The organism is Bacillus sp. FJAT-42376, from assembly GCF_003816055.1.
Classification (GTDB): domain Bacteria; phylum Bacillota; class Bacilli; order Bacillales; family Bacillaceae; genus Metabacillus_B.
Genome location: NZ_CP033906.1, coordinates 847,101 through 873,848 on the forward strand (window position 1 = coordinate 847,101; position 26,748 = coordinate 873,848).

Sequence of the window (26,748 nt, forward strand, 5' to 3'; positions counted from 1 at the left end):
TGAATTCTATCTTTCTTCACTATTTCCGATAAAAAAGGCATCATTTGCAGGATGCTGACATTACTGTATAGAATCGTTGACAAATTGTCAACGTCTGTTTAAGGTAAGGGGATAAATGCTAATAAATGAGATTGGCAGAAAGCGTGAGGGAAGAAAAGATGTGCGAACAAACAGACCGTGAGCTCGGTCCGCTCCTTAAATCACTATTAAAAGAGAAATCTTTATCCATAAGGAAATTCAGTGAATTGACAAAGATCGATAAATCTATCATTTCAAAAATCATCAACGGAAAACGGAAGGCGCGTCCCGAACATTTAAAGGTATTCGCTGACCATCTTGAATGGCCGCTCCCCCGTCTGTTTGCTGCGGCCGGCTATTCCGTTCAATCTGAACCGGCCCTTTCGGCAGAAGCGATCAGCAGCCTATTAAAATCGTCCGGTCTAGACGATGAAGTGTTTACGATAGCAAACGTTGAAAAGCAATTAGCCGTTTTTGAAGCGTATGGGCAAACGGAGGAAGGGAAAGAAACGATTTTGAATCGTTTTAAAAATAAAATCCAGCTTCTGGGCAGTGCAGGGCCTTTTATCCATACCCTGAAAGGCATGTATGAGAAATTCTGTTTGAATGCCGGTTCACCCGGTCAGATCGCTTCCTTTGCCGGGGTTCTTCTTTATTTTATTGTGCCGGTTGATGTTTTGCCGGATTACCTGTTTGCAGTCGGTTACCTGGATGATGCCATGGCCGTTCATTTGGTATCAGGCATGCTGCAAAGTAAATAGACATTTTCCTTTGGCCGGCTGTTTTGAACCCGGCAATCTTTTAAGAAAACAGATAGGTTATTACATAACAGAAAATATTTTCCCGCTCTATCCTAAAACAGGCAGGAATATTTACTAAATATTCAGTATATAAAAAGGGAGAGTGAATGAGTCCTTATTCACTTTTTTATATAGATATTTAGATGGATAACGGGGGATGTGCATGGGAAGATTTGAGGGATTAAGAGGAAGGTTCCAAAGCGGGGGCAGGAAAGGGATGCTGCTGGCGCTGATTGCCGTGCTGCTCGTCCCGCTTGTTTACTCGGGCGTGCTGCTGTCATCACGGTCAGGTCCTTATGATCATTTGGACAATCTGCCGGTAGCAGTCGTGAACAAGGATAAAGGGGCTGTATCCGGGAATGACTCCATTCATGCCGGAGACGATCTTGTAGCAGATTTAAAGAAAAGCAGCAGTCTCGGATGGAAATTTGTCAGTCCTGAAGAGGCTTCAGATGGGCTTAAAAACGAAAAGTACTATATGGTGATTGAAATTCCGGAGGATTTTTCTGAAAAGGTGACGACGGTTCTCGGCGATAATCCGGAAGTGCCGGAGCTCCGCTATATTCAAAACGAAGGACTCAGCTTCACGGCGGCACAAATTACAAAAGGAGCGGCTGAAAAAATCAAGGAACAGCTCGGAGATAAAATTACCGAAAACTATACGTCGAAGCTGTTCGCCCAGCTTGGGGATGTAGCGGACGGATTTAAATCAGGCGCAGATGGATCCAGTCAGATTTTCACCGGAACGGGTGATCTTCAGAAGGGGACAGGTCAGATTCTTGCCTCTTTAACAGGCAAATCAGCGGATATTGCGAAGCTTGCAGACGGTTCGAAAAAACTGGAGGCCGGCTCTAAGGAAATGCTGAATTCGCTTTCTGCAAAGCAGGGGAATATTTCGGCTCTTGCAGCCGGAACGAAGCAGGTGAAAGACGGAACGGGGACGCTGCTTCAATCTCTAACCGGAAAATCGGGGGATATTGAAAAGCTTGCAGCCGGATCTAAGCAGGTGAAAGATGGAACAGGACTTCTTTATCAATCATTAAAGCAGGGAACAGGGAAAATTGATTTGCTTGCGGGCGGAGCGGGCAGTGCAGCAAAAGGAGCGGCGGATCTGGATAAAGGAGCTGCTCAAGTGCTTGAAGGATTGAAGCAGTCCGAAGCCGGAAGCGCAAAGCTCAAGGAGGGCCTTGCCGTTCTTGCGCCTGGAAGCAGTGCCGCAGCAAAGGGCATGAGCGACCTGGATGCAGGAGCCGCCCAGGTAAATATGGGGGCGAAAGGCCTCGCGCAGGGACTGGAAGCCTATTTAGCTAAAAATCCCCAGCTGAAAACGGACCGCGAATTTTTAACACTCCTTCAAACGAGTAAAATTGTGGCGGGGGGTACGGAGAGCATCTCTAAAAACACCCAGCTCCTCAAAGCGGGAACCGCTCAAGTCGCAGGCGGCGTGCAGCAGGCGTCAGAAGGGGCAAATGCTCTTGCGGACGGCATGGCGAAGCTGAAGGATGGGCAGTCGCAGGTGAGCGGCGGGGCAGCCAAGCTCGCAGCGGGAACGAAAGCAATTGCGGATGGTAATCAGACTCTTTCCGCTTCATGGAAAGAACTGACCTCATCTGTAGCAAAACTGAACGCCGGGGCTTCTAAAGTAAGTGATGGCAATCAATCGGTGAACTCTGGCTGGAAGGAAATGCAGTCAGGTGTATCCGTGCTTTACAGCGGAACGCAGAAAATCTACAGCGGGAACACAGAAGTGGATGCAGGGTGGAAGACGCTGACGGCCGGGGCAGGAGATCTTCACACTGGACTCGTGCAGGTGAGTGGAGGAAACGAAACCGTGAAAAACGGCTGGAGCAAGCTCACCGATGGAGTAACCCAGCTGGATGCCGGAGTGATCAAGCTGAAGGATGGAAGCGGCCAGCTTGCAGCGGGTCTCGCGAGCGGAGCGGAACAAACCGGAGGCATTCATGCAGGGGATCAAAATATCAGCATGTTTTCTTCACCGGTTAAGCTGTCAGCGGAAAAAGTGAACAGCTATGAATTTTACCGTGACTCAACAGCCCCTTATATTTTGTCATTGGCTCTATTTGTAGGAATCTTGCTTCTTACGTTTGTTACGGACTTCAGGAAGCCGGCGGAAGCATCAGGCATTGGATGGTATGCAGGCAAGCTTGGCGAGCTGTCCCTGTTTGCTGTTTTACAGGCACTTGTCCTTTCAATTTTTACCCTTGTCATTTTGCAGCTTCAAGTTGAAAACGCTTTCTATTTTGTGCTGTTTACTATATTCACAAGTCTTGTCTTTATGTTCATTGTCTTTGCTTTAACATCTCTTGCGGGGAACATCGGGCGCTTTCTTGCCTTTGTCCTCGCTGTCGCACAAATCACCACAACCGGCGCGAGCCTCCCGGTCATTCTTCTTCCGGAAGGGGTTCAGGCATTAAGCGCATGGCTGCCGTTTACGTATTCGATTGCCGGGTTCAAAGCGGTGATCTCGCTTGGGAATACGAGCGTGCTTTGGGGCAATGCGCTCGTGCTGCTTGCCTTTGCAGCCGTATTTGCTCTTTTATCAGCAGGATCTATTTTTACTCCAGGGCGTTCCAGGGATGAGAATATGGAGCTTGAGGCATAAGTGTAAGAAAAAAGAACCAGTTTTTGGACTGGTTCTTTTTTTCATTTTGTAAAACGGAATCCCGTTTCCACTTCCGAGAAAACGATGTGAGTGACGGTTTGAGCAAGGCTTGAAATTCCGTCGATAAATTCCTCTATTTGCTGAAGGCTCTCAGCATGCATTTTGAGCATAAAGCAGGCGTTTCCGGCAATCCGGTGGCAAAACGCTGCGTTTGGCAGGCTTTCAATATGCCGTCTGAAAAGATTGTATTCTCCATTTTTCACGGTTGCTTCGATGATGCAGCTGACCGGATACCCCGCTTTGCCGTAATCGATATCCAATGTATAGCCTTTAATAATCCCGTATGATTCCATTTGCTTGATCCGTTCGGTCACAGCGGGAGCGGACATACCGATGCTGCGGCCCAGTTCTCTCATGGAAATCCGGCTGTTTTTGCTTAATTCATTTAAAATTTTCCGGTCTTTATCGTCGATTTTCATATGTAAAGTTTTTTCTCCTTTTACAAGTCTTTTTTGTCTATTAATCTTCATTTTTCCTTATGTAAATTATGTAATATACGAATCAACCTCTTTATTATTATGGAGAGGAGGAATGAAAATGACAACCATTCACTTTGCAGCACATGGAGATACACCCTTTCAAAAACTATTGGGTCACAATCAGGATATTATGATTCAGTGGACGAAACTTGGTGAAGTACTGGAGACGGACGGCGCACTATCCGCTGAGCTGAAAGAACAGGTAAGAAGAACGCTGGCCCAGGGAAACGGCTGTGAATACTGCAAGGCAAAGGGAAAGCCGGACCCCGCTTTGTTTGATGAGAAAACCTCTTTAGCGGCCGGATTTGCGGAAGTATTTCTTAAGCATAAAGGTTTCGTTCCAACAGCCGTCTTTGACGTAGTAAAAGAGGTGTTTACCGACAGGGAAATAAGCGAGCTCTGTGCTTTTATCAGCTTCAGCACGGCTTCCCAGTATTTCGGTGCAATGATGGCGCTGAAACCTGCGGAATAAAAAGATTTTGAACACTTAAGGAAACTGGGATGACTGCACATAAGAGGGCACACAGACGTGTATGATTCGGAGTCCGTTTATTTGCGCATGAATGAAAAATTTTCAAAAAAATGTTGCAGGCCGGTAAAAATGGTGATAATATTCAGCTCAGGCAATAAAATTTCATACTATTCAGATTGCACTCTTATCCAGAGCAGGCGGAGGGATTTGGCCCTATGATGCCCAGCAACCGACCGTAATTCCGTCGCGAGACGGGGCGCGAAAGCAAGACGCGCCAGGGTTTTAAACCCTGAAGGCACGGTGCTAATTCCAACAGAAAGTTTTTCACTTTCTGAGAGATAAGAGGCTTACGAAGACGACTTTAATTCTTCAAGCCTCTTTCTTTATGAGAAAGGGGCTTTTCCTATTTTTCCGGTAAGAAAAGCCCTCGAAAGGACGTCCGGAACATTTCTTTTAGGGGGAGTACGAACATGACAAAAAAATATGCAAAGATCATTTTGGCGGCGCTTTTCATTCTCGCCATGCTTGCGGGCTGCCAGCCGAAAGTGGGCGAGCAGGCAGGAACAAAAGCAAAGGCAAGCAAAGACAATCCGCTTGCAGGAAAGAAAATCGCCCTTATTATGCAGCAGAACCTTGGAACATTCTCAGCTCAATACATAGAAGGCGTTAAAGAGCAGACCGAAAAGTTTGGCGGCAAGACCGTTGTGTTCACATCTGACGGCGATCTGGCAAAAATGGCGTCCAATGTGGATGCCGCGGTTAATCAAGGATTTGACGCGATTCTGATTGATCACGGAACGAAGGAAGCGCTGACTGCCGGTGTCGAAAAAGCGATCAGCAAAAACATTCCGGTTGTCGCGTTTGATGCAGGCGTGGAATCAAAGGGTGTAACGTCCATTGAACAGGGTGACCAGCAAATGGCACAGATGACGCTTGATCAGCTGGCCAAAGATTCAGGCGGAAAAGCGAACATCGTGAAAATCTGGGTGGCCGGATTTGCTCCGATGGAACGCCGCCAGATCGCGTACCAGCAATTTTTGAAAGAAAACACAGGCATAAAAGAAGTGGCTGCATTCGGAGCCGCGACCCAAAACACAGCGCTTGATACACAGGCACAAATGGAAGCAATTCTGAAGCAATATCCGAATAAAGGTGAAATCACGGCCGTTTGGGCGGCTTGGGATGAGTTTGCTAAAGGAGCTGTCCGTGCTCTTGAACAGGCGGGAAGAACCGATATTAAGGTTTATGGAATCGATATGAGTGATGAGGATCTTCAGATGATTCAAAAGGAAAACAGCCCATGGGTCGCTTCCGCCGCTGTCGATCCGAAAGACATCGGACGCATTCAGGTCCGCTATGCTTATCAGAAAATCAATGGAGACACGGTTGAGGAAAAGGTAAAACTGAACCCTGTTTTTGTGAAAAAGGATGATCTCCCGAAAGAACAGGTGACGACGAATGATCTCGATCAGCACGTGGAAGGCTGGGGCAAAAGCGAACAGGGGTATACGGATGAGCTGAAAAAGCTCGAAGAAGGAAAATAATAGAGAAGGAGGGAGAAGGATGAGTCTTCTGCAAATGAAGAACATCTCCAAATCATTCGGCCGTGTCCGGGCGCTTGAGGATGCTCAATTTGAACTGAGAGCCGGGGAAGTTCATGCGCTGCTTGGAGCGAATGGAGCAGGGAAAAGCACGCTGATGAAAATTCTGTCCGGAGCGTACACGCAGGATAGCGGAGAAATCTCCATAAACGGGAAGCCTGTTCAAATCCGCTCGCCCAGGGAAGCGAAGGAACTCGGCATCGACTGTGTGTACCAGGAAGTGGATACAGCCCTCGTTCCCACGCTTACGGTTGCCGACAACATCATGCTTGATTCCTTCTCCTCCTCAAAAAAATGGACGGTTTCCCGAAAGAAACTGAATCAGGAGGCGAAGGAGGCTCTAAGGCTGCTGCAGGAGGACCGCATTCCTGCAGAAAAGCAGGCCTCAGAGCTAACCCTTGCCCAGAAGCAGATGGTCCTCATTGCGCGGGCGCTTGTCCGCAAGGCGAAAATCATTATTTTTGATGAACCGACGGCGCCGCTGTCGATTGAAGAAACGAAGCATTACTTCACAATTGTCCAAAGGCTTGTGAAGCAGGGAGTCGGCTGTATTTTTATCTCCCACAGGCTTCCTGAAGTGTTCGAAATTTGTGACCGGATCACGGTGATGAGAGACGGATCAGCGATTCAAACCTTTGAAACCGCAGATGTCAGCCAGGAACAGATTATTGAAACGATGCTTGGCCGCGCACTCGTACAGGAAATGGAGGAAGAGGGGACGGGGATCGGCCGGACCCTTCTCCAAGTAGATGGACTCGAGGATGAAGACCGCCTGAAGGACATCTCGTTCTCTGTTGCAGAGGGGGAAGTCGTAGCCGTTGCCGGATTGGTTGGGGCTGGAAAAACAGAGCTTGCCAAAACGCTATTCGGTTTGACCCGCTGGAAGAAAGGAACGCTTCTGCTAAACGGCAAGCCATTCCGTTTCAAGGAGCCAGCCGAAGCGATTAAAGCAGGATTGGCACTCGTTCCTGAAGAGCGGAGAAAGGAAGGGCTGTTCATCCATGAATCCATCCAGGCAAACATGTCCTTCCCTCATTTGAAATCCTTTTCTTCGTTTTTAAAAATGAACCGGAAAAAAGAAAAACAGCACGCTGAACAGATCATCACGGAGCTTGGAATCAAAACGGATTCTCCTTCGGCTCCAGCTGAAAATTTAAGCGGGGGCAACCAGCAGAAGGTGGCCATCGGGAAGTGGATGTCCGGGGACGCGAACGTTTACCTCTTTGATGAACCAACGAAGGGTGTGGACGTTGGAGCGAAAAAGGATATATTCCAGCTCATCCGCCGATTGGCTGAAGCAAGGAAAGGGATTCTTTATTTCTCCTGTGAAATCAATGAAATCCTCGGCATCGCGGACCGAGTCCTGATCATGTATGACGGCAGGATCGTAAAAGAACTATCAAAAGAAGAAGCCACACAGGACAGGATCCTGCTCTATGCAAGCGGCGGAAAGGAAGACATCCATGAAGGAAAAGCTCATCGGATTTTTGTTTAAATACGGCGCCATCGTCCTGATGGCGGTCATCTTGATTTATTTTAGCTTTGTCAACCACGCCTTTTTTTCTTATGGCAATCTATCCGATATTCTGCGTTCGATTTCGATTGTTACGCTGCTCGCCCTTGGCGTTACGTTCACACTCATCGTAGACGGGTTCGACTTGTCGGTTGGAGCGACCATGTCGCTTGCTACCGTCATTTCCTCCTCTCTCATGGTCTGGTATGAGCTGCCGCTGTGGCTCGTTTTGCTTCTGCCAATCGGAGTCGGAATCCTGGTCGGAATCTTTAATTCTATTTTAATCGTGAAAATCGGCATACCGGATTTGCTCGCAACGCTTGGTGCGATGTATATCATTACCGGGATCCACCGGACATACACGGAAGGATACTCGATTTACAGCCATATGCCGCTGACAGCGGGAGGCACCGCGCCCGGAGAGTTTTACAAATCGTTCCTGTGGATCGGACAGGGACAGATTGCGGGCATACCGGTTCCGGTTGTCATCATGCTTCTCTTTACTGCCATCGTCTATTGGATCTTAAGCCACACCCGCTGGGGCCGGATCCTCTACATGACCGGCGGAAACGCAGAAGCAGCCAGGCTGTCTGGAATCAGCGTGAATAAAGTGAAATTCGCAGCCTATACGGTATCAGGTGTGTTCGCATCGATGGCAGGTATTCTATTTGCCGCCCGCGTCGGCTCCGGACAAATCGACGCAGGCGCATCTATGCTCATGGAAGCAGTCGCCGCCGTCTTCGTCGGCTTCTCCGTTCTCGGAGCCGGAAAGCCGAACGCCCTCGGAACCTTTTTTGGAGCGGCACTGATCGGAGTGCTGCTCAACGGTCTCACCATGATGAACCTTCCCTATTATGCGTTTGAAATTGTGAAGGGAACGGTTTTGGTGCTGGCGCTTGCGGTTACGTATTTTCATGTGAAAAAGAAAGCTTAATAGAAGAAAAAAGGCTGGCTCCGGGCTGGCCTTTTTTGTTTGGCATATTTTTCATAGATGTTATTTATAAAAATAAGATATAATTAAAAAATACTTATTAAAAGAAGGTGAAATACATTGGATTCCTACGATATAAAAATAATTAAGCTTCTCATGGACAACTCCAGAATAAAATGGGCGGACCTTGCGGCTCAAATCGGATTATCCGCTCCATCGGCTGCAGAGAGGGTCAGCCGTCTGCAGGAGCAGGGGGTAATCAAGAAATTCGGAGCCGTTATTGATCCGGATTCAGCCGGGTGTGAGCTAACCGCATTTGTTGCGGTTTCATTAGCCCGACCCGAACACAGGACTCCCTTTTTGGAATTGATGAATCAGCTCACAGAGGTTCAGGAATGCCACCATATTGCAGGAGAGGATGACTATCTCCTGAAAATCCGCTGCCGGAATACGAAAGATCTGGACCGGGTGATCAGTCACGAAATTAAGTCGCTCCAGGGAATTGTAAGAACGAGAACGACGATTGTGATGGATACGGCAAAAGAAACGGCCATGCTGCCGATACATGGGGATAAGTAGATGGACTTTTTTCTTTATTTAAAAGGGGTCATCATTGGGCTTTCAATTGCAGCGCCTGTCGGTCCAATCGGATTGCTTTGCATTCAGAGGACGCTTTCGTTTGGGAGAATGTCGGGTTTCAGTACAGGATTGGGGGCTGCTTCGGCTGATGCGGTCTATGGGCTGATCGCTGGATTGGGATTGACGGTTATTTCGGATATTCTGATCGGGAACCAAATTTGGTTTCAGCTCCTCGGCACGCTCTTTCTTTTCTATTTAGGGGTGAAAGCCTTCTTGTCGAAGCCTGTCCCCATGGCGGAAAATGCCTCCGAACAAAACATTGTGATGAGTTATTTTTCGAGCTTTCTCCTGACACTGGCCAATCCGGTGACGATTCTATCCTTTGCGGCCATCTTCGGTGCATTTGGAATTGTCCATTCAGACGGCACCTTCACGACAGCGCTCATTCTCGTTCTCGGTATCTTCTCTGGATCCGCGCTGTGGTGGGGAATCCTAACCCTTGGTGCCGGCTGGTTCAGGAGGCGGATGAAGGAAAATGCCTTAACGGTGGTTAACCTTATATCCGGAGCGATCATGATGATTTTCGGAATTTATATTTTGGCAGGTGTCATTTATGCTCTTTCTTAAAGCTTTGATTCTTGGTTTTTCCGTTTCGGCCCCTGTTGGGCCAATCGGGATCTTGTGTATTCAGCGGACGCTCTCAAAGGGGAAGAGAGCGGGATTTTTAACGGGATTTGGAGCCGTTACAGCGAACATCATCTATGCAGGTGTTGCGGCGTTTGGATTTTCGGCTGTTTCTTCTTTTCTGCTGAAATATGAATTTTACTTAAAAATATTCGGCTCTGCATTTTTAATCTACCTTGGGATTAAGACGTTTTTTAAAAAACCGGCGAGCCAGGCCGCTCAATTAGAGGGGGAGACATTGTCCCGTATGTACGCTTCCACCTTTCTGCTCATGATCACCAACCCGGCAACGATCCTGAACTTTGCGGCTATGTTTACCGGCCTTGGGTTTGATAAGGGAATCGATTCCAGTGTGGCCCTGATCGGCGGGGTATTTCTCGGTGCAACCTTCTGGTGGATGCTTCTGTCCACTGGAGTGAGTGTTTTTAAGAAAAGGATCGTTCCCCATCTTTCGTTTGTAAACAAGGCTGCCGGGGCTTTAATTGTTCTGCTTGGCATCTTAGCCTTTTAGCCTTCCATCACGTTTTTTTTCATTCTTGCAGGGAAAAGAACGGTAAAGTTGATTTTACTTAATATGGAGGGAAAAGAGATGCTGGATCAAATTGATTTGTCTCAGACGATCGGGGATAAGGAGTACAAAAGCGAGCTGAAGGCGCTGCAGCTGAAACTGATGGGACTGCAGCGTGCGCTCGTTGAGAATAAAATCGGCTGCGTTCTTGTTTTTGAAGGATGGGATGCGGCAGGCAAGGGGGGATCCATTAAGCGGATTACGGAAGGGCTTGATCCAAGGGGCTACCATGTTCACCCGGTTTCCGCTCCGTCCGCAGAGGAAAAGGACCATCATTACTTACACCGTTTTTGGACGCAGATGCCGAAAAAAGGCGGAATTACGATTTTTGACCGCTCCTGGTATGGAAGAGTGCTCGTGGAAAGGGTGGAAGGATTCGCTTCCCGGGAAGAGTGGATGAGAGCGTATGAACAAATCAATCAGTTTGAGAAATTGATGACGGAAGAGGATTATGTGGTTCAGAAATTCTGGTTTCACATTTCAAAGGATGAACAGCTGAAACGGTTTAAAGAACGGGAAAAGAATCCTCTTAAGAAATGGAAGATTACAGACGAGGACTGGCGAAACCGGGAGAAATGGGATGCCTACGTGCCGGCAGTGGAGGATATGCTGCAGAAGACAAACACCACAGGTGCCCCGTGGCATGTCATTGAAGGAGAAGATAAGAAATTTGCCCGGGTCAAAACGCTTCAGCTTTTAACGCAGGCTTTGGAAATGAAAGCTTCGGAGAAAGGAATCAGTCTGAAAAACGACCGTTGAATGTTCCCTGTTCCGTTTAGCGGATTCCGATTTAAGGAAAACCAGGAGTATACGGATTTCAAACAGAGCGGAGTGGTTGAAATGGAACAGCGCGAGAAAATCGCCTTAACCGGGGCAAGCGGGTATATCGGAAATAATTTGCTGCAAAAACTTACAGGGTATTCAGACGTCATCGCCCTGTCAAGAAACGGGGATGACCGTGAAAACAGCGAGCATGTGGAATGGCGTTCGTGCGATTTATATTCTCTGGATTCGGCTGAAAAGGGGCTGGAAGGAGCCGACTATGCCGTTTATCTTGTCCACTCCATGATGCCGTCCGCCAAACTGACACAGGCAAAGTTTGAGGACATGGATCTGATTCTGGCGGATAACTTTGCGAGAGCCGCTAAGAAAAATGGCATTAAACAAATTATTTATATGAGCGGAATCATTCCGCAGGACACGGAAGAACTTTCACGCCATCTGAAAAGCAGGCTTGAGGTCGAAAAGGTGCTCGGGGCATACGGCACACCGGTTACAACCATTCGGGCAGGACTGATTGTCGGTCCGAAGGGTTCGTCCTTTCCGATTCTGACCAAGCTCGTGAAACGTCTTCCGATGATGCTGCTGCCGAAGTGGACAAGAACGAAAACCCATCCGATTGCCCTGAAGGATGTCCTGACTGCTTTGAAAAAGAGCATCGGGAACAAAAAGCTTTCCGGGAAGTCCATTGATGTCGGCGGTCCTGAAGTCATGACGTATGAGGAAATGATGATTCAGACAGCTGAAGTGATGGGCAGGAATCCAAAGGTTATTGAAATTCCCCTGATGACGGTCAGCCTATCAAGGCTTTGGGTCAGTTTGATTACCCAGTCCCCTAAATCGACCGTCTATCCGTTAATCGAGAGCCTGAAGCATCCGATGGTCGCCCAGGAGGAAAATATGGATGAAGAGATCAGCTACGGCCAGACTCCTTTTAAAGAAGCAGCGAAAGAAGCTTTAGAAGAGGAGAAAAAAGAGCAGGAGAAAGAGAAGGCTTCATCCTCTTCTTCAAAACGTTCAGGCGTTTCCGATGTCCGGTCCGTTCAGCGAATCCTGCTTCCGGAAGGAAAAGATGCTGACTGGACAGGCGACCATTACATGAACTGGCTGTCAAAGCTTGCCCGCCCTCTTCTGAAGGTAGAGACGAATCAGCAGCGGGTAAGCCGGTTCAAGTTAATCGGCTTCAAACAGCCGATTATGGAACTGAGCTATGCTCCTGAACGGAGCTCGTCGAACCGGGCGCTCTATTATATAACCGGCGGTTCTTTTGCCAAAGTAATCGATGGCAGCAGGGGAAGAATCGAGTTCCGGCAAATACCGGGTACACAGGAATGCATCATTGCCATTCATGAGTACAGGCCGTCCCTCCCTTGGATTCTATACCGGATTTCCCAGGCAAAGGTGCATATCATAGTGATGTACCTTTATAAAAGACATTTGCAGCACTTAATTGAGAAGTCAGAGGAACATAAACAGGAAGGTCCGGTTAAGAAGGTTGTTCATATAAATTAGGCTCTGTTAAAGCGCGAAGCTGATTTTTAATACCTGGAGCGGAAGGCTAGCGCCTGCAGCGGAAAATCAGCAGCCAAGTTTGACAGAGCTATAAATGAAAAAAACTGCTTCCCGGTTTGGGCAGCAGTTTTTTTGTATTAGACGAAATCTTTGAATTTCAGGCGTTTGTTCAAAGCATATACAATCGGCATCCCGGCGGCCATCACGACAAACTCGCCAACCGCAGTGGTCGCCCATGTGATCCAAAACGGAAGATCGAAGGCTAAGTGGAGCTCCCAGGCAATGATGAACATCGTGAAGGTAAAAACAAGCGTATTCACAATCATCAGGGCCCATGTGTTTTTAATGAATTTTGCTGCCAGAATTGTAATCAGCAGCGCCAGAATGGATTGGCCTGTCCCAAAAATAAGGTCATAGGCTTTCATTGGAGAAAAAAGAAGATTGGATAGAAACACTCCGAGCACAATGCCGAAAAAGTATTTTTTATTAAAGACGATCAGATGATTCAGCATTTCCGGCACCCGGAACTGAAATGCCGCAAAGGCAATCGGCTGTATAATAAACGAAACGGCAATATAAATCGCCGCTAAAATACCATTGGCTACTACTGTTTTTGTATTCATTTGTCCTGCTCCTTAGTTTTTTTTCGTGGGAGGATCTCGAACCACGTCCGAAAGTAGATATTATAGTACGATTGAGAGTTTTTGTAAATAGAAAGATGGTTCCGAAAGCGGTTTGCCCGTAATCGACAGGAAAATGCCCGTAATCGACAGGGAAATGCCCGTAATCGACAGGAAACTGCCCGTAATCGACAGGAAACTGCCCGTCATCGACATGAGACTGCCCGTCATCGCCGCGAAACCGCCCGTCATCACCACAAAACCGCCAGAGACCGCCCCGAAACTGCCTGCAATCACCACGACCCCCCCTCAATCCCGTTCTCCCTGTTTACCCATCCTCCCCCTATTCGTTATAATCATGCTAAGAGGAGGGGATTTCGCGTGTATTTAACGATTCAGGAAACAGCCGAATATCTTTCCCTGCCGGAATCGTACATTGAGATGCTGATTCATCAGAACCGGATCCGCTTCGTGTATGATGGACAGGTTTATCTGATTAATAGAGAGCAGTTCAACGGACACCTTGACCAGCTTGAGAAGGCGAAGAAGCAGCTGGAGGAGTGGAAGAACGAGCCGATTCCGGAGGATCCGGATGTAAAGGATGAGGATTGAACAGACAGCGTACGGTTGGTGAGAAGTATTTAAATCGACTATTAACCCGAACAATTAGGCGGGAGGTTCATGAATCGATCGCCTTATCGTTCGGGTTTTGTTTGTATTTCCTTTAAGAGTTTGTACATTTTATATGTTTTAAAACGAGTGGAATGAAGCGGAAAGGCACTCGACTCCTGCGGGAAGCAGAGGACGCTTAAGACCCCGCAGGCAAAGCCGAGGAGGCTTAAGCCTTCCTCCCCGCGGAAAGCGAGTGTCTGAAGCGTAATGGAACGGCTTACTTGATAGAACTAGGATTTGTTTTTGTGGCTCATTCATCTTGTAATGTCCAGGCCCCATTTTCTTTTCCACATAATCCTGAGCTTCGTTGGAAAATCACCCCGTAAATTTTACATAGATGTCGTATCTGTATTACAAATGAAATCATTTTGCAATGTGCCGGAAAAAATCAATGATAAAATATGAGAATAGATACCTATGAGGTGTAAAGGACTCATAGACGGGGAATTTCATTCTTACATACTCAATTTTTTTGGAGGTCACTCATGACGGTAGAAACGCAATTAAGCAAGAAAACATATTACGAAGAGCTCGCACCGGATGCAGGCATTCATCCTGTTCAAGTACTCGGTTCCATGCTGCTTGAGGAGCATATGAAGGAAGATGGAGATGCTTCCGGTATCCGGTTTGCTCAAGGTGAGGTTTATTTTCACAATAAGGATTATGAAGCAGCGATCTTTAAATGGGAGCATATCACGGACGGTCTGGATCAATGGGCGAAGAAAAACATGGCGGATGCGTACATGGAGCTTGGCATGGAGGCGTCGGCGCTTGATTTGTATAAGGGGATTGAGACGGACAGTCTTGTGCTGAAGGTGGAAGTGGCGCTGCAGCTGTTTTCTCTGTATCTTCAGCAGGAAAAGCAGGAGGCAGCGGTCCAATCCATTAAACGGGCGGTGGCGCTTGATCCGGATTATCAGAACATCGCCATGATTGCCCGCGCCTTTTTTGAAGAGCATGAGGATTGGGAAAACGCGGTCGAGCTTGCAGCGAATGAGACCATCCGCACTCAGTCACTCGACTGGGCAGAGGTGCTGAAATCATACATAGACCGAGAGCTGACAGAAAGGTTTGAGCCTTCTTATTTTAACGATGTGCTTGTGAGCCTGTACCATGTTAGCCCCAGCCATTTTGAGGATATGGTTCTTTCCCTGTGGAATGCCTATTCGGGCAAACCGAATCATTTGCCATGGCTCGTTAACTTTAATGACCTGTATCAATCCATCGATGGGGAGCAGTCTCACTCTTGGAAAAAGCTTTCAAAGCGGTATGAAGAGACCTATTTGCAGCTGATTGGCGGCCGTTATTCGACGAAAGAGCTTTCGAATGTCCTGCCGGCCTTCCTTGTAAACTGGCTGAGCCTGTCCGAATCAAATCATGCGATTTTATCATCGGCTGCCGTGCTCGCCTGGAATGATTTGTTTCCGGAAAGTATATCGGCTGAACATGTTTATCGTGCAGAGAATCTGGTGAGCTGGAAGCATCCGAATGGACAAACCGGTTTGGAGGAGAGTCTGGAACTTTTCGATGCAGTCAAAAAGTGGAGCCTTGAAAATGAGGTGGAAACCGGCCAGCAGACCAACTGGATGGTCGAAGAGCTTCTTGATCTGAATACGCGCCACCTCCTTGTAGCGGGTTCTGCGAGCTCCGGAAAATCTTCCTTTATTAACTCGGTGTTGGATGAGCCTGTACTGGGCGAGGAGAGCTCAACCGTTGTCATTGTCAAGGATCATCACGAGACCGAAATTAATGAGGTGAAGTCAGGTGTGCCATCAGACGGCCAGCCGGGCGAACGGTTTATTGAGTACAAGCTTCCATCTTCCTTCCTGAGGAAGCACGGCTTCTCCATGATTGATTCCCCGGGTTTTAACAGCAGGCTTGGCGGAAGAAACGAAGTCCATAACTATATTAACCTTGCAGACAGTATGTTGTTTGTTCTATCTGCCAACGCGCCTTTCACTGCGCAGGAAGCAGAGTTTCTTGTGAGAATCAGGGATCTTGCTCCTTCTATGCCGATCCACTTCCTATTAAATAAAATGGATACGGTCTACGGAGAGGAAGAGGTGGAGAGAGTTCTGGCTGATACGGAACAGAGAATTGCAGCCGTTTTCCCGGAGGCGAATGTATTCGCTTATTCTTCCCACTATAAGAGCAGTCAGCAGCTCGCGCGGTTCAATGAATTTTTGACGCGGAATTTTGAGCCGGCAAGAATGGCGGACCGTGTGGCGAAGCTGCTGTACGTCATCCGGACAACGATTACCGACCTTTTCGACAAGCGCCTTGAGCATGAGCGGGCGCTGGATAAATCGATTGCCTGGAATGAGGATATGGTGTCCAAGCTGAATGGCGCGCTTCACCAGCTGGAGGATCTGGAAAAAGAGAAAACGGCTGAAATCCGCCGTTATTTCCATACGGTGAAGACAGAAATCAGACAGGATATGAAGGTGAAAATTCCGGAAATGATCCGCAGCTGTGCGAAGCTTGTGCGGGAGGATAGTGATTTTGGCAAAATCCATCTCCAGCTGAATGAAGAAATGAACAGCAGGATCCAGCTTTATATGGAGGATACCATTCTGCCTATGTACCGGGATTCGCTTTATGAATGGATCGCTTCCTCTCAGGACGAACTGAAGCAAAGCCAGGTGTTTCTTGATGAAATGAGCAGCGGCTTCAACAAGCTGTTTGAAATGGACCGGATCGAGCTTGGATGTGATTTTAGAGTAATTGAGGACTGGCGCAGAGACGTTCAGCGCATGACAAGCGGGGTAACCGTGGAGAAAGTGAACATTCTCCTTCGTCACACGCCATCCCAGCTGCTTCTGAAAAGTGCAGGAAGACTGATTAATGCGATCGCGCAAAATAAAACAGTGATGGTAAACCGTTATACTCAATATATTGAGAATGAAGACTATTCGGAATTGGCCGAGTCGATCATTTCAAAATTCCTGCTGCCGTTCGATGTTTTTGAAAGTGGAATTGACCGTGACTTGGCACTGTTCTTCCAGCATCCGAATGATGTACTGAAGCAGACCATCGATGAAACGAGAGCGGACATTTCAGCGAAACAGGCAAAACTACTGGATATGAAGCAGAATCTGGCTCCATTCAAAGAGTCCCTGACTCTATTCGAATTGCGCCTTCGCCAATATGAGTGGATGCTTCTCACCAGCCGTTAAGGAACATGGGCAGACTTAAGAGCTGCCCTGTTTTTTTATGAGATTCTGTACATAAGTGGTAAACTAATAGAAAAGAACATTTGGAGGGATTCAATTGAGCGGACATACGGAATATGCAAGCGTGGCTCAAAGCGGAGAAAAGCCCGTAAAGCTCTTAGTGAAAAGACTGGCTTTTTACAACCGGATGCGAATCGCTGAAGCGGTTCACCCGGAAAAAGGCACCTACTATTTGTTCTTCTATCAAAATCAGTTTCTTACAGGCAAACAAACCACCCCGAAAAAAGGTTCGATGCTCAGCAGAGCGTTCCGGAAAGGAACGGTGCTGGATGCGCCCCATCCTCTTATAGATGCTCTATTTTCACCCCCGCAAGTGCTGCAGTTAAAAACGGTAACCCAGCTGTTCAAGGCAATATCCAAACAGCTGTCCCCCCAGGAAACGGTTTATATTCTTTCCCAGTTCGATTCGTTTATTTCAAAAGAGAAAATTACAGAAGCAGCTAAATCGTTCTTCTTCCATTACCGGAGAAGCGGACAGTTCCGAATGGCTCATCAGGTGCTGATCACCCTGCTTGATGCCGATCCCAAAAATCAGTGGGCCCATGATTTATCCCAGCACATGGACTATTTGAAATACCGCAAGCCCTATGAAGGCGGGTATCCGGAAATGAAGGCGGCCGATCCGCTTCATGCAGAAGTGCTGTCAAGAAAGAAGAAAAACACGGAACCGTCCTTTAAAAGACTGCAAAAGCTCCTGGCGGAACAAAACAGATGGATGGATCAGACCGCGCTTTATATTCACTATTTCAAAAAGGAAGAGGACCCATCGCCGGAATACTATGAAGCTTTTGCAAACCTGCTGTCTGCCCATTTTTCAGATAGGGAACGCGCCATCATTTTGTGGGACAGCTGCAAGGATCAGCTGAAAGAGGGAAGGGCGAAGCAGGATTTAATCGATGCGCTCTTAAGCGATCACCGTCTTGAGGATGCGGTATCCGTCCTGATCGGATCGGAAAATTGCGATTCTGCCAAACTTCTGTCCTTGCTTTCGAGTCCGGATATGGATTATAAAAAGCTGGATGAGGAGAAGCTTCAGAGTTTCTTCATCGCCAGGCAAAAGGAGGAAGCATGCGGGCAAATGCTTGGAATCATTGTGCCGAACATGCTGAAGCACCGTGATTTCACGTCCGTTCTGAACTGGCTTCTTCCCATACCGTCTCTCATGACGGAAAACTTCAAAAAAATGGCTGCCTACCAGGATGACCCGGAGCAGCAGCTTGAGCTTGGAAGGCTGTATCATGAACTGAAGCAGTATCAAAAAGCGATTGACTGCTTCAGCTGGGAGATGGAATTGAATCCATCCAGCCCGGAACCGGTCCAGTGTCTTTCAAAAACGTATCAAGAGATGGGCATGGCTCACGAGGCAAAAGCATACATGTCTATTCTGCATACGATGCAGAAGGCGTCGAGCAGCTGAAAAAGCTACATGACGCTGCCGCCTGATATTTTAATCGATTCTCCAACAATGTTGCCGGCTGCATGGGTGAGCAGAAACAAGATGGTTTGGGCTACTTCCTCCGGAGTGCTGATCCGTCCGGAAGGGATGCCTGCCGTTGCTGTTTTCAGCTGTTCTTCATAGCTGCGGCCCATTTTTTCGCCCTTTCGCTCGATGCTGTCCCGCCCCATTTTGGTATCCACATAGCCAGGGCAGACAGCATTGACACGGATGCCATGTTCAATCGCTTCAACAGCAAAAGACTGTGTAAATCCGATTAGCGCAAATTTAGAGCCGGCATATGCACTGTTTCCGGATGTGCCACGGAGGCCGGATAGAGAGGAGACATTCACCACGGCTCCTTTGCCGGCTTTCCGCATCTCTTTGTATACCGCTTGAGTGAAGAGAACGGTGGAGGTGAAATTCAGCTCCATAATTCTTCTTAAATCCTGTTCATCAAGCTCATCAAGAGGAGCACCGCCGGCAATTCCGGCTCCATTTACAAGACCTGTAATCGGGCCGTTCTCGAGGGAAGCTGCTTCAATGAGGCTTTGCCGGTCATCGGCGTCATCCAAATCCGCGCTGAACAGAAAAACGTTCGATTGGGGACTGATTTCCTCGCAATCTCCTTTTAGCAGAGAAAGCCTGTCCTCGTTCCTGCCGGTAATCGTCAGGTGGGCACCGGCTGCTGCACAGGCTTTTGCTGTTTCATAGCCGATTCCGCCTGTTGCACCTGTAATGAGAATGTGCTGGTCTTTTAATGCTTCACGAGAAAAGATGGTCATCGTTTATCCCCCTTGTTTTAATAGTAACCACATTCCCTTTCCTTAAAAGGGGGAAACACATGGATGATAGAGAGTTTGATACATATCGGTTAAGGTTAATAGAAATGAAAAAGCAGAAAGAGGGATCGTATTGATTGGAAACAAAGAGGTTATAACAGGAATGCTCCTGGATGTTGAAACGACAGGACTTTCACCAAAAACAGATGAAATGATTGAAATTGGGATTTTGCTGTTCCGCTATAATCAGATAACAGATGAGTTTTTAGAAATAGAAGAAGAGCACTCGTATTTGAGGGAGCCTCAATCCGAGACCGCTCTTGCAAACTATCCGCACGCACAGCGTGTCCACGGCATCCCGTTCGAATCTGTCGAGGGACAGGCTTTTGAAGATGAGCGTGTGCAGCAGGCCTTTGAAAAAGCGGACTTTGCCATGGCGCACAACGCCTCCTTTGACAGAAGCTTTATTTGTACGATGTACCCGGAAGCGGCCGATTTGAGGTGGCATTGCTCCGTCCGCCATATTCCATGGAAAGAATACGGCTTTTCCAACTCCAAGCTCTTGTACCTGATTCAGCAGCATGGACTTGGACATAATCAGACCCACCGTGCACTTGATGATGTCAAGCAGCTCCATCTGCTTCTTCAATGCAAGAACGAAGAAGGAGAATCCTACCTTAGCGCTGCGCTCTCCCGGCGGCCGATGGGGAAATATGGAGAGAAGAAGACAGGGTACAGGCGGTATGGGACGAGATAAACTAGTCCGGGAGTGAGGATACATGTTTATGGCTGTCCTGCAAAGTTCATAACTGCAGCATTCACCATAAAAAAAAGCGGCTTATACAAAAGGGAACTGCACCGTTCCTTTTTGCTAAGCCGCTTTTTTTAGTTTTGATTATTCTCCCAGGATTTCCTGCACCCGTCCTACTTGTCCATCCTGAAGACGGACTTTGATACCGTGGGGATGATTAGGGGAGTTCGTCAAAATATCCTTAACGACCCCTTCTGTCAGCTTTCCGGTGCGCTGGTCTGCTTTCAGAACAATGTTTACCCGTATGCCCGGCTGAATGCTGCTCCGTTTGCGGCCGTCCATCAGACGCCCGTCCGGCGGCGCTGATTGTTCGGTTTTTTGGTCAGCTGGTTAGTCATTTTTTTTGTTGATTTCACAAGACCATTATCGGCCTGTCCTCCGGATTGTTCTTTTTTCTTTGCCGCAAGCTTGTTTTTCATCGCTTCCTGCAGGCTCATCTTCGGTTTTGGCTGATCATTGGTTTGCTTGTTCTTCTCTTCCTGGCTCATTAAAAGCCCTCCTTTATGGTGAAGTGGTTAACTATTTCTGTGAAAAAGCTAAAAAAATAGTGAGATTGTCCCGATAATTATAATACGCAATCCTTTATTAACTAGATTAACATGCTTTGTGCATGAATGAGAGAGAAAAGGAAGATGAACAGTGGATCCTAATGGAGCAGAATATCTCGGAAGCTTTGTAGATCCCGTCATCTATGGAGTATGTGCATTCCTGAGTGTCTTAAGTGTATTTGGAATTTTAGCATATGCCATTAAACTGAAAAACAGCCCGTATACATCCGTTCTAAAAAAGATCATCGTATCAGCAGGAATCGGGTTTTTATTTTGGATCACTCAGCTTCTATTTTACACGTCTTTACGCGTTTCGGTTAGTCCTGATGGTGCAAGCATCGCTTTTTTGCCGATTTTTATTTTACTGCTGTTTATTTTGATTCAATTTATCGACTCCAGAAAAGCGGGCCGGAGAAATACGTACCACTATGCAAGAGTGTGCTTATACATGACGATTGCCCTTCTAGCGGCGGATTATGCCGGATTTTATCCCATTTATGCGGGCCAGATGGATTGGAACATCCTCCTGATGATTATCTGTGCGGCCATTGTGGTCGGAACGGTTTTTTCAGGGGCACAGCTGCTGTTTCTGATACTCGATGAAGAATCGATCAAGTCAGCCTTTTACTGGGGAGTGGCCGGGAGTGTGCTCATTGGAAGTGCTTTGTCTGTCATTCCGTACATGGTGATTTTTTCAGTCGTGAGTATCAGTGATCAGCATCATCCATTCGTTCTGCTTCCTTATACGATCGGTCTGATTTCGATGGCGGCACTGGAGTTTATTCCCTCTTACTATTCATATCGAAAATTGAATGTTAAAAAAGAAGAATATGCCTCTCTTTATCAGAACAACCTTGATGCCGTGTTTACGCTTGATCCGAGTGGGATCATTACGGGGTGCAACCGCGCGGCCGTCTTACTGACCGGTTATTCAGAAAAGGAAGTAGAGGGGGAAAGCTACAGCCTGATCGGAAGAAGCGAAGAAATCAGTAAAATGTATAAGAAAAAAGCCATAGCAGGAGAAGCTTTTTCTGTAGAGGTCAATATCAGGAAAAAGGACGGGTCCCTGCTTACGGCGATTGCTTCGGTGATCTCCATTACGGCTCACGGGAAGGCGACCGGTATTTATGTCATTTTAAAGGATGTTACTGAAATCAAAAAGGCCGAACAAACGATTCAGCAGCTTGCCTATTATGATGACCTGACAGGACTTCCGAACCTGAAACGATTCAGAGACCTGATCAGCACTTTCTCAGAACCATACACGCTTCTCTCCATTGAGATTGTGAACCTTCTTAGCATTGAGGAGCTATATGGGGAGAGGGCAGCGGATGAAGTGATTAAGGCTGCGGCCGGGAAACTGAAAACAAGCATGCCAGAAGGGTCTATTCTGGCCATCACCGATACCGGCGTTTTTTCTCTGGTGCTGTTTGGAAAGAAGCCGGAAGACTTGAACCGGAACAATTATTACGCACTGGAAAAACCGGTTTGCTATAAGGAAACGGTCATTAACATTACCGCTGCAGCAGGAGCAGCCATCTATCCGATGCACAGCAAGAGCCATGAAGAAGTATTTAAATATGCCAATATGGCTCTGAACGTTGCAAAAAACAGGAGTACAGAAAGGCAATTGGTTTTTTCCAATGAGCTGAATGAGGAATACCATAAAGCCTTATATATGGAGAATGAGTTAAGGAAAGCGATTCAGGAAGAGGAACTGTTTGTTCACTATCAGCCGAAATTCAATCTGGAATCAGGACAGTTTAACAGTGCAGAAGCGCTTGTAAGGTGGGTGCATCCTGAACTCGGATTTATTTCTCCTGGGGTATTTATTCCGATTGCGGAGAAAAAGGGCCTCATTCCAAGTCTTGAAAAGTTTGTGCTGAAAACCGCCTTCCTGCAAATGAGAAAATGGAAGCAATCAGGATATCCTTTCCAGCGGGTAGCGGTCAATTTCTCCCATTATCATTTTTATGATGACGGCATCGTGGATACAGTGAAAGAGGTTCTTGGAATGACGGGACTGAATCCGGAATGCGCGGAAATAGAAATCACGGAAAGCGCGATGATTGAAAATAAAGACGATACAATCCGAAAGCTGAATGAGCTGAAGAAATTGGGGATTAAAATCAGCCTGGATGACTTCGGGACGGGCTACAGCTCATTAAGCTATTTGCAGGAGCTTCCGATCGATGTATTAAAAATTGACCGGTCCTTCATCAATAAAATCAATTCGAGCAGGCAGAGCAATGCCATTCTCTCAAGCATCATCTCAATGGCAAGAGACCTGGACCTTGAGATTGTCGCTGAAGGAGTCGAGACAAAGGAGCAGCTTGATTTTCTTGATGCGCTTCATTGTCCGTCCATTCAGGGGTTTTACTTCAGCCCTCCGCTATCCCCTGCGGACCTTGATAAAATCGTTTATAAAACCACGTTCTCTTAAAAAAAGCAGCATCCGGTTGTCCGGATGCTGCTTTTTAATCTCTGTTAAACTTGGCTGTTTTGCGCCTGCTGGGTCCCGCCTGTCCCGCAGCTCTCAGCTCGGAGTCGCGCGCCTTCTACTTGAATCAACTGGTGTTAAAATCAACATCAGGCTTTAATAGAGCCTAATAGTAAATCACGGATTTTATAAATCTCTTGCCAATTTCCTTACCGCTTTTTGAAGGGTGCTTTCCGTTTTGATGCCGGAGAAATCAACGCCGAGCTGAATGGCTGTCTGAGCGACTTCAGGGCGGATTCCGCAAATGATGGTTTCCACGCCGATCAGTTTCAATGCTTCAACCAGCTGGAAGATCTCCTTCGCTACCATGGTATCGACTGTCACCACTCCGGACAAATCAAGAATCAGGTAATTGATTCCCAATTCAATGCTTTGCTGAAGGGAGGATTCCATGATGTTTTTTGCCCGTGCCGTATCAATGTCTCCGATGATTGGAAGAAGGCCGATATCCTTTGTCAGTTCAATGACAGGTGCACTGAGCTCCATAATCAGGGAAGATTGGGCTTCCAGCCGTGTTATCATAATTTTCATGAATTCACTTGTAAACGACTCAATGACATAATCCAAAGCCGAGTTCAATTTTCTTTCCCAGTAAAAAAGGTCCTGAATGGTTATGGGCAAATCCGTTTGACTTGCGAACCGTTCGACAAACTGCCAAAATACACGGCGGAACACGCCGAAATTGCGGGTAACCTCGGAGATGGATGTACGGGACTGGGCGCGGTCGGCTGCGGTTCTTTTTGTCCAGGCTGCGATGCCCTTTTTCATGTCTTCCTCGGACTGATCAAGAGACTTGGCCACGAGTCTTACGTAATTGGTATTTTGGTCCTTTATTTTTTGAGATACCTGCGGCGGGGCATCAAGCGAATAATCTGAACCTGGCTTAATCGACTGATGATTATACCATTCCTCGGTAAACTGGGGGGCTGTTTCCACAAGATACTGATAGAGTGCTTTCGCTTTTGTTTCCATAAAATCTCCTCGGTTGGTAAGTCATGCTTTGCTTCGTTTGAGATAAGGAAGGTATGAGTGCAAGAAATACATTATATGAAAATTATAACAGATTTATCAGGCGGTCAGTCACTTAAAACCTTTGGAAGCCCAATAGCCGCAGATAATTTCCAGCCATCCGGATCTTTTTTCGCGATAACCACCTCTTCATAATTCTCGGTTTGTCTTACATTAGGAATGCTTGCTTCAAAAAAAGTATAAATGGCCGCGGTTTTCAGATCACGGCCTGTTTTGTACACACGTGCGTCTTTTAAACGGATGTGAAAGTCATACTGCTTTAAAAAGATGCGGAAGGCGGACTGCTCATGATTATAATTGTACGTTTGGGCCGTCCTGGAGAGAGTGGTTTGATACAAAGCCAAATCTTCTGTCTGCAGAGCTTTGATGTGGTTCGTTAAAACCTCCATGATTTCCGCTTCCTCTTTTTTTGAAAGGGATGGTTTCCCTGATGCGCTCTTTTTAACTTGGACTCTGGAAGGACGCTGGCCGGATTCTTCTTTTATAAGGATGGGTTCCTTCGGTTTTAATGGGATAGCCGGGACAGAGATTGGTTTCACAGCCTTCTCCTGATCGCCGCATCCGGCAAGGAGAGAAAGCAGAAGAAGGATGACTGGTGCAATGTGTTTCATAATCGTTCCCTTTCTTGTTTGTGTAACTTTTGACTTAAGTTAACCACTTCTTTTTGCTGGGTCTAAAATCCTTCTTTGCTAAAAGAAAAATGGGAATTTCCTTTAAAAATTGTCCGCATTGCATTTTTCGGCTAAACTATAGGTGCTTAAACAATGCAAACTCAGGGAGATTTTTATGGATAAACAATTAACCTTTACATACGAAATCATGGATGTCTGTCTGCTGGCTGGAAAAATTATGCTTCAGAGCGGAGCAGAAACCTACCGGGTAGAGGACACGATGACGCGGATGGCCGCCGCTTTTGGATTCAGCCATTCCCACAGCTATGTGACACCGACAGGGATTATCTTTTCCGTCGAAGGGAAGGAACCGACGAAAACAAAATTGATTCGGATTGCCGAACGGACGACGGACCTTGAAAAGGTTGCACTCGTCAATGGAATCTCCCGGAAAATCAGCAGCGGGGAATTGAATGCAGACGATGCCTATCATGAATTGAAAATTGTCGAGAAAGCGAGCCATACATATCCCTTTTGGATGCAGGCGCTGGCAGCCGCCGTCTCGAGCGGATGCTTTCTCATTATGTTCATGGGGAAATGGCCGGATTTCTTCCCTGCCATTGTGACAGGCGGCATCGGGTTTATCAGCCTCATCTACTTTCACAGGCTCGTCCCGATTAAATTTTTCTCAGAGTTCCTGGCCTCGTTCATTATCGGTCTTCTTGCTTTTATTTTCGTTAAAACCGGTGCTGGCATGGAAGTGGATAAAATCATTATCGGTTCTGTCATGCCGCTTGTACCGGGACTTCTCATCACGAATGCAGTGAGGGATTTAATGGCCGGCCATCTGGTTTCCGGTCTTTCAAAAGGGGCGGAAGCTTTTTTAACCGCCTTCGCAATCGGATCTGGAATCGCCCTCGTTTTTTCTATTTTTGCAGCATAAGGGGAATCGGATGATGTTTGAACAGTTAATCACGAGCTTTATCGCCTCAGCCGCATTCGGCATGATTTTTAACGCACCCAGGAAATCTCTCATTAAATGCGGATTTGTCGGGATGCTTGGCTGGGTCATTTACTATGCAATGGTTGAAAATCACATGGATACGATCTTTTCTACCGTTGTCGCATCTTTTGTCATTGCCGTAACCGGACAGGTATTTGCAAAAATCTACCGGACGCCCGTTATTATTTTCAGTGTGGCAGGGGTGATTCCGCTTGTTCCGGGCGGGATGGCCTATGATGCCATGCTGAATTTTGTACAGAACGATTACAATACCGCATTAAGTCTCGCCGCAAAAGCATTTATGGTGTCCGGATCGATCGCAATCGGACTCGTATTTTCAGAAGTCATCAACCAGGCCATCCGTCAAACTCAGCTGAACAGGCTGAACAAGGTGCGCGGAAGGTGAGACAAAAAGAGGATTGACTTCCTCTCTTTATTTGCACTACAATCTGTAGTGTGAGGTGAAATGCATGAAAATCAATCGCTTCAAGTCCAATGAATCAGGTTTAAACCGCTTTTTCGGGCCGCTCGAGGCTAAAATTATGGAGATTCTCTGGAGCCGCGAGGAAATGTCGATTAAAGATGTGCAGGAGCAGCTGGAAAAGGAAAAGCCGATCAGCTTCAACACAGTCATGACCGTATTAAAACGTCTTCAGGAAAAAGAAGTAGTAGTCAGAAAGATTGAAAAAAGGACGTCCTATTACAGACCGGCTGTAACCAAAGACCATTTTCTTCAGGCACAGTCAAGAGAGCTTACGAACGATTTGCTGGATGAGTTCGGCCCTCTAGCCGTCAGCCACATGCTGGATGCTCTGGACGAAGCCGATCAGGAGCTCATTGAGAGACTCGAAGACAAGCTGAAACAGCTGAAAAAGGACGTGTAG

27 protein-coding genes and 2 riboswitches are annotated in these 26,748 nt (G+C 47.1%); of the genes, 19 read left to right on the forward strand and 8 right to left on the reverse strand.

Annotated features, from left to right (window positions below; translation table 11 throughout):
* Positions 1-125 precede the first annotated feature (125 nt).
* Together CEF21_RS04215 and CEF21_RS04220 are read left to right on the forward strand one after the other, a co-directional pair.
* A complete protein-coding gene (locus CEF21_RS04215; RefSeq protein WP_346773366.1) occupies positions 126-779 on the forward strand; it encodes a YkvA family protein in 654 nt (217 codons plus the stop codon).
* A gap of 202 nt (positions 780-981) precedes the next feature.
* The gene (locus tag CEF21_RS04220) at positions 982-3,441 is read left to right on the forward strand and encodes a YhgE/Pip family protein (RefSeq protein WP_164462074.1); all 2,460 of its coding nucleotides are present in this window, start codon (positions 982-984) and stop codon (positions 3,439-3,441) included.
* A 41-nt stretch (positions 3,442-3,482) separates the two neighbouring features.
* Here CEF21_RS04220 and CEF21_RS04225 read toward each other — a convergent pair whose 3' ends face one another.
* Entirely contained in the window at positions 3,483-3,920 is a 438-nt protein-coding gene (locus tag CEF21_RS04225) for an Lrp/AsnC family transcriptional regulator (protein WP_123913534.1), read from the reverse strand.
* Between the two features lie 118 nt (positions 3,921-4,038).
* Here CEF21_RS04225 and CEF21_RS04230 point away from each other — a divergent pair, with 118 nt between their 5' ends.
* The 9 genes from CEF21_RS04230 to CEF21_RS04270 all read left to right on the forward strand — a co-directional run bounded on the left by CEF21_RS04230 (position 4,039) and on the right by CEF21_RS04270 (position 12,620).
* On the forward strand, positions 4,039-4,452 hold the full coding sequence (locus CEF21_RS04230) for a carboxymuconolactone decarboxylase family protein (RefSeq protein ID WP_123913536.1): 414 nt from the start codon (positions 4,039-4,041) through the stop codon (positions 4,450-4,452).
* Between the two features lie 181 nt (positions 4,453-4,633).
* A riboswitch (SAM riboswitch) is annotated at positions 4,634-4,797 on the forward strand.
* A gap of 125 nt (positions 4,798-4,922) precedes the next feature.
* On the forward strand, positions 4,923-5,996 hold the full coding sequence (locus tag CEF21_RS04235) for a sugar ABC transporter substrate-binding protein (protein ID WP_123913538.1): 1,074 nt from the start codon (positions 4,923-4,925) through the stop codon (positions 5,994-5,996).
* Positions 5,997-6,015: 19 nt separating this feature from the next.
* A complete protein-coding gene (locus tag CEF21_RS04240) occupies positions 6,016-7,548 on the forward strand; it encodes a sugar ABC transporter ATP-binding protein (RefSeq protein WP_123913540.1) in 1,533 nt (510 codons plus the stop codon).
* On the forward strand, positions 7,517-8,500 hold the full coding sequence (locus CEF21_RS04245) for an ABC transporter permease (RefSeq protein ID WP_123913542.1): 984 nt from the start codon (positions 7,517-7,519) through the stop codon (positions 8,498-8,500). The genes CEF21_RS04240 and CEF21_RS04245 overlap by 32 nt, the downstream gene beginning before the upstream one ends.
* Before the next feature lie 117 nt (positions 8,501-8,617).
* A complete protein-coding gene (locus CEF21_RS04250) occupies positions 8,618-9,076 on the forward strand; it encodes an Lrp/AsnC family transcriptional regulator (RefSeq protein ID WP_123913544.1) in 459 nt (152 codons plus the stop codon).
* On the forward strand, positions 9,077-9,703 hold the full coding sequence (locus tag CEF21_RS04255) for a LysE family translocator (protein WP_123913546.1): 627 nt from the start codon (positions 9,077-9,079) through the stop codon (positions 9,701-9,703).
* Positions 9,690-10,271 (forward strand): LysE family translocator, encoded by a 582-nt coding sequence (locus CEF21_RS04260; protein WP_123913548.1) that lies wholly within the window; start codon positions 9,690-9,692, stop codon positions 10,269-10,271. The genes CEF21_RS04255 and CEF21_RS04260 overlap by 14 nt, the downstream gene beginning before the upstream one ends.
* 78 nt (positions 10,272-10,349) lie before the next feature.
* Entirely contained in the window at positions 10,350-11,087 is a 738-nt protein-coding gene (locus CEF21_RS04265) for a UDP-galactose-lipid carrier transferase (protein WP_481747627.1), read from the forward strand.
* Between the two features lie 81 nt (positions 11,088-11,168).
* A complete protein-coding gene (locus CEF21_RS04270) occupies positions 11,169-12,620 on the forward strand; it encodes an NAD(P)H-binding protein (RefSeq protein ID WP_123913550.1) in 1,452 nt (483 codons plus the stop codon).
* Positions 12,621-12,757: 137 nt separating this feature from the next.
* Here CEF21_RS04270 and CEF21_RS04275 read toward each other — a convergent pair whose 3' ends face one another.
* Positions 12,758-13,243 (reverse strand): QueT transporter family protein, encoded by a 486-nt coding sequence (locus CEF21_RS04275; protein ID WP_123913552.1) that lies wholly within the window; start codon positions 13,241-13,243, stop codon positions 12,758-12,760.
* 6 nt (positions 13,244-13,249) lie between these two features.
* Positions 13,250-13,294: riboswitch (PreQ1 riboswitch) on the reverse strand.
* Positions 13,295-13,303: 9 nt separating this feature from the next.
* Entirely contained in the window at positions 13,304-13,537 is a 234-nt protein-coding gene (locus CEF21_RS04280) for a hypothetical protein (RefSeq protein WP_123913554.1), read from the reverse strand.
* An 84-nt stretch (positions 13,538-13,621) separates the two neighbouring features.
* On the opposite strand from CEF21_RS04280, the gene CEF21_RS04285 reads away from it, so the two are divergent.
* The 3 genes from CEF21_RS04285 to CEF21_RS04295 all read left to right on the forward strand — a co-directional run bounded on the left by CEF21_RS04285 (position 13,622) and on the right by CEF21_RS04295 (position 18,562).
* Positions 13,622-13,852 (forward strand): helix-turn-helix domain-containing protein, encoded by a 231-nt coding sequence (locus CEF21_RS04285; protein WP_123913556.1) that lies wholly within the window; start codon positions 13,622-13,624, stop codon positions 13,850-13,852.
* Positions 13,853-14,397: 545 nt separating this feature from the next.
* Positions 14,398-17,088 carry a dynamin family protein gene (locus CEF21_RS04290; RefSeq protein ID WP_123913558.1) on the forward strand — a complete coding sequence of 897 codons (2,691 nt, stop codon included), beginning with the start codon at positions 14,398-14,400 and terminating at the stop codon, positions 17,086-17,088.
* Positions 17,089-17,182: 94 nt separating this feature from the next.
* A complete protein-coding gene (locus CEF21_RS04295; protein ID WP_123913560.1) occupies positions 17,183-18,562 on the forward strand; it encodes a tetratricopeptide repeat protein in 1,380 nt (459 codons plus the stop codon).
* Positions 18,563-18,567: 5 nt separating this feature from the next.
* On the opposite strand, the gene CEF21_RS04300 is transcribed toward CEF21_RS04295, so the two are convergent.
* A complete protein-coding gene (locus tag CEF21_RS04300; RefSeq protein ID WP_123913562.1) occupies positions 18,568-19,365 on the reverse strand; it encodes an SDR family NAD(P)-dependent oxidoreductase in 798 nt (265 codons plus the stop codon).
* A gap of 130 nt (positions 19,366-19,495) precedes the next feature.
* Here CEF21_RS04300 and CEF21_RS04305 point away from each other — a divergent pair, with 130 nt between their 5' ends.
* Positions 19,496-20,119, forward strand: a complete 624-nt coding sequence (locus CEF21_RS04305; RefSeq protein WP_241156761.1) for an exonuclease domain-containing protein — start codon at positions 19,496-19,498, stop codon at positions 20,117-20,119.
* A 138-nt stretch (positions 20,120-20,257) separates the two neighbouring features.
* On the opposite strand, the gene CEF21_RS04310 is transcribed toward CEF21_RS04305, so the two are convergent.
* Positions 20,258-20,455: a YwbE family protein gene (locus CEF21_RS04310; protein WP_123913564.1), complete on the reverse strand. Its 198-nt coding sequence runs from the start codon at positions 20,453-20,455 to the stop codon at positions 20,258-20,260.
* Positions 20,455-20,661, reverse strand: coding sequence for a hypothetical protein (locus tag CEF21_RS04315; protein WP_123913567.1), 207 nt, complete (start codon positions 20,659-20,661; stop codon positions 20,455-20,457). Before CEF21_RS04315 ends, CEF21_RS04310 begins: the two co-directional genes overlap by 1 nt.
* Before the next feature lie 151 nt (positions 20,662-20,812).
* On the opposite strand from CEF21_RS04315, the gene CEF21_RS04320 reads away from it, so the two are divergent.
* A complete protein-coding gene (locus CEF21_RS04320) occupies positions 20,813-23,164 on the forward strand; it encodes a sensor domain-containing protein (RefSeq protein WP_123913569.1) in 2,352 nt (783 codons plus the stop codon).
* A gap of 183 nt (positions 23,165-23,347) precedes the next feature.
* Here CEF21_RS04320 and CEF21_RS04325 read toward each other — a convergent pair whose 3' ends face one another.
* On the reverse strand, positions 23,348-24,193 hold the full coding sequence (locus tag CEF21_RS04325; RefSeq protein WP_123913571.1) for an STAS domain-containing protein: 846 nt from the start codon (positions 24,191-24,193) through the stop codon (positions 23,348-23,350).
* 104 nt (positions 24,194-24,297) lie between these two features.
* The gene (locus CEF21_RS04330) at positions 24,298-24,861 is read right to left on the reverse strand and encodes a hypothetical protein (RefSeq protein WP_123913573.1); all 564 of its coding nucleotides are present in this window, start codon (positions 24,859-24,861) and stop codon (positions 24,298-24,300) included.
* 175 nt (positions 24,862-25,036) lie between these two features.
* Here CEF21_RS04330 and CEF21_RS04335 point away from each other — a divergent pair, with 175 nt between their 5' ends.
* From CEF21_RS04335 to CEF21_RS04345, 3 genes are all read left to right on the forward strand, one after another.
* A complete protein-coding gene (locus tag CEF21_RS04335; RefSeq protein ID WP_123913575.1) occupies positions 25,037-25,804 on the forward strand; it encodes a threonine/serine exporter family protein in 768 nt (255 codons plus the stop codon).
* A 13-nt stretch (positions 25,805-25,817) separates the two neighbouring features.
* Positions 25,818-26,270, forward strand: coding sequence for a threonine/serine exporter family protein (locus tag CEF21_RS04340; RefSeq protein ID WP_123919969.1), 453 nt, complete (start codon positions 25,818-25,820; stop codon positions 26,268-26,270).
* A gap of 64 nt (positions 26,271-26,334) precedes the next feature.
* Entirely contained in the window at positions 26,335-26,748 is a 414-nt protein-coding gene (locus CEF21_RS04345; RefSeq protein WP_123913577.1) for a BlaI/MecI/CopY family transcriptional regulator, read from the forward strand.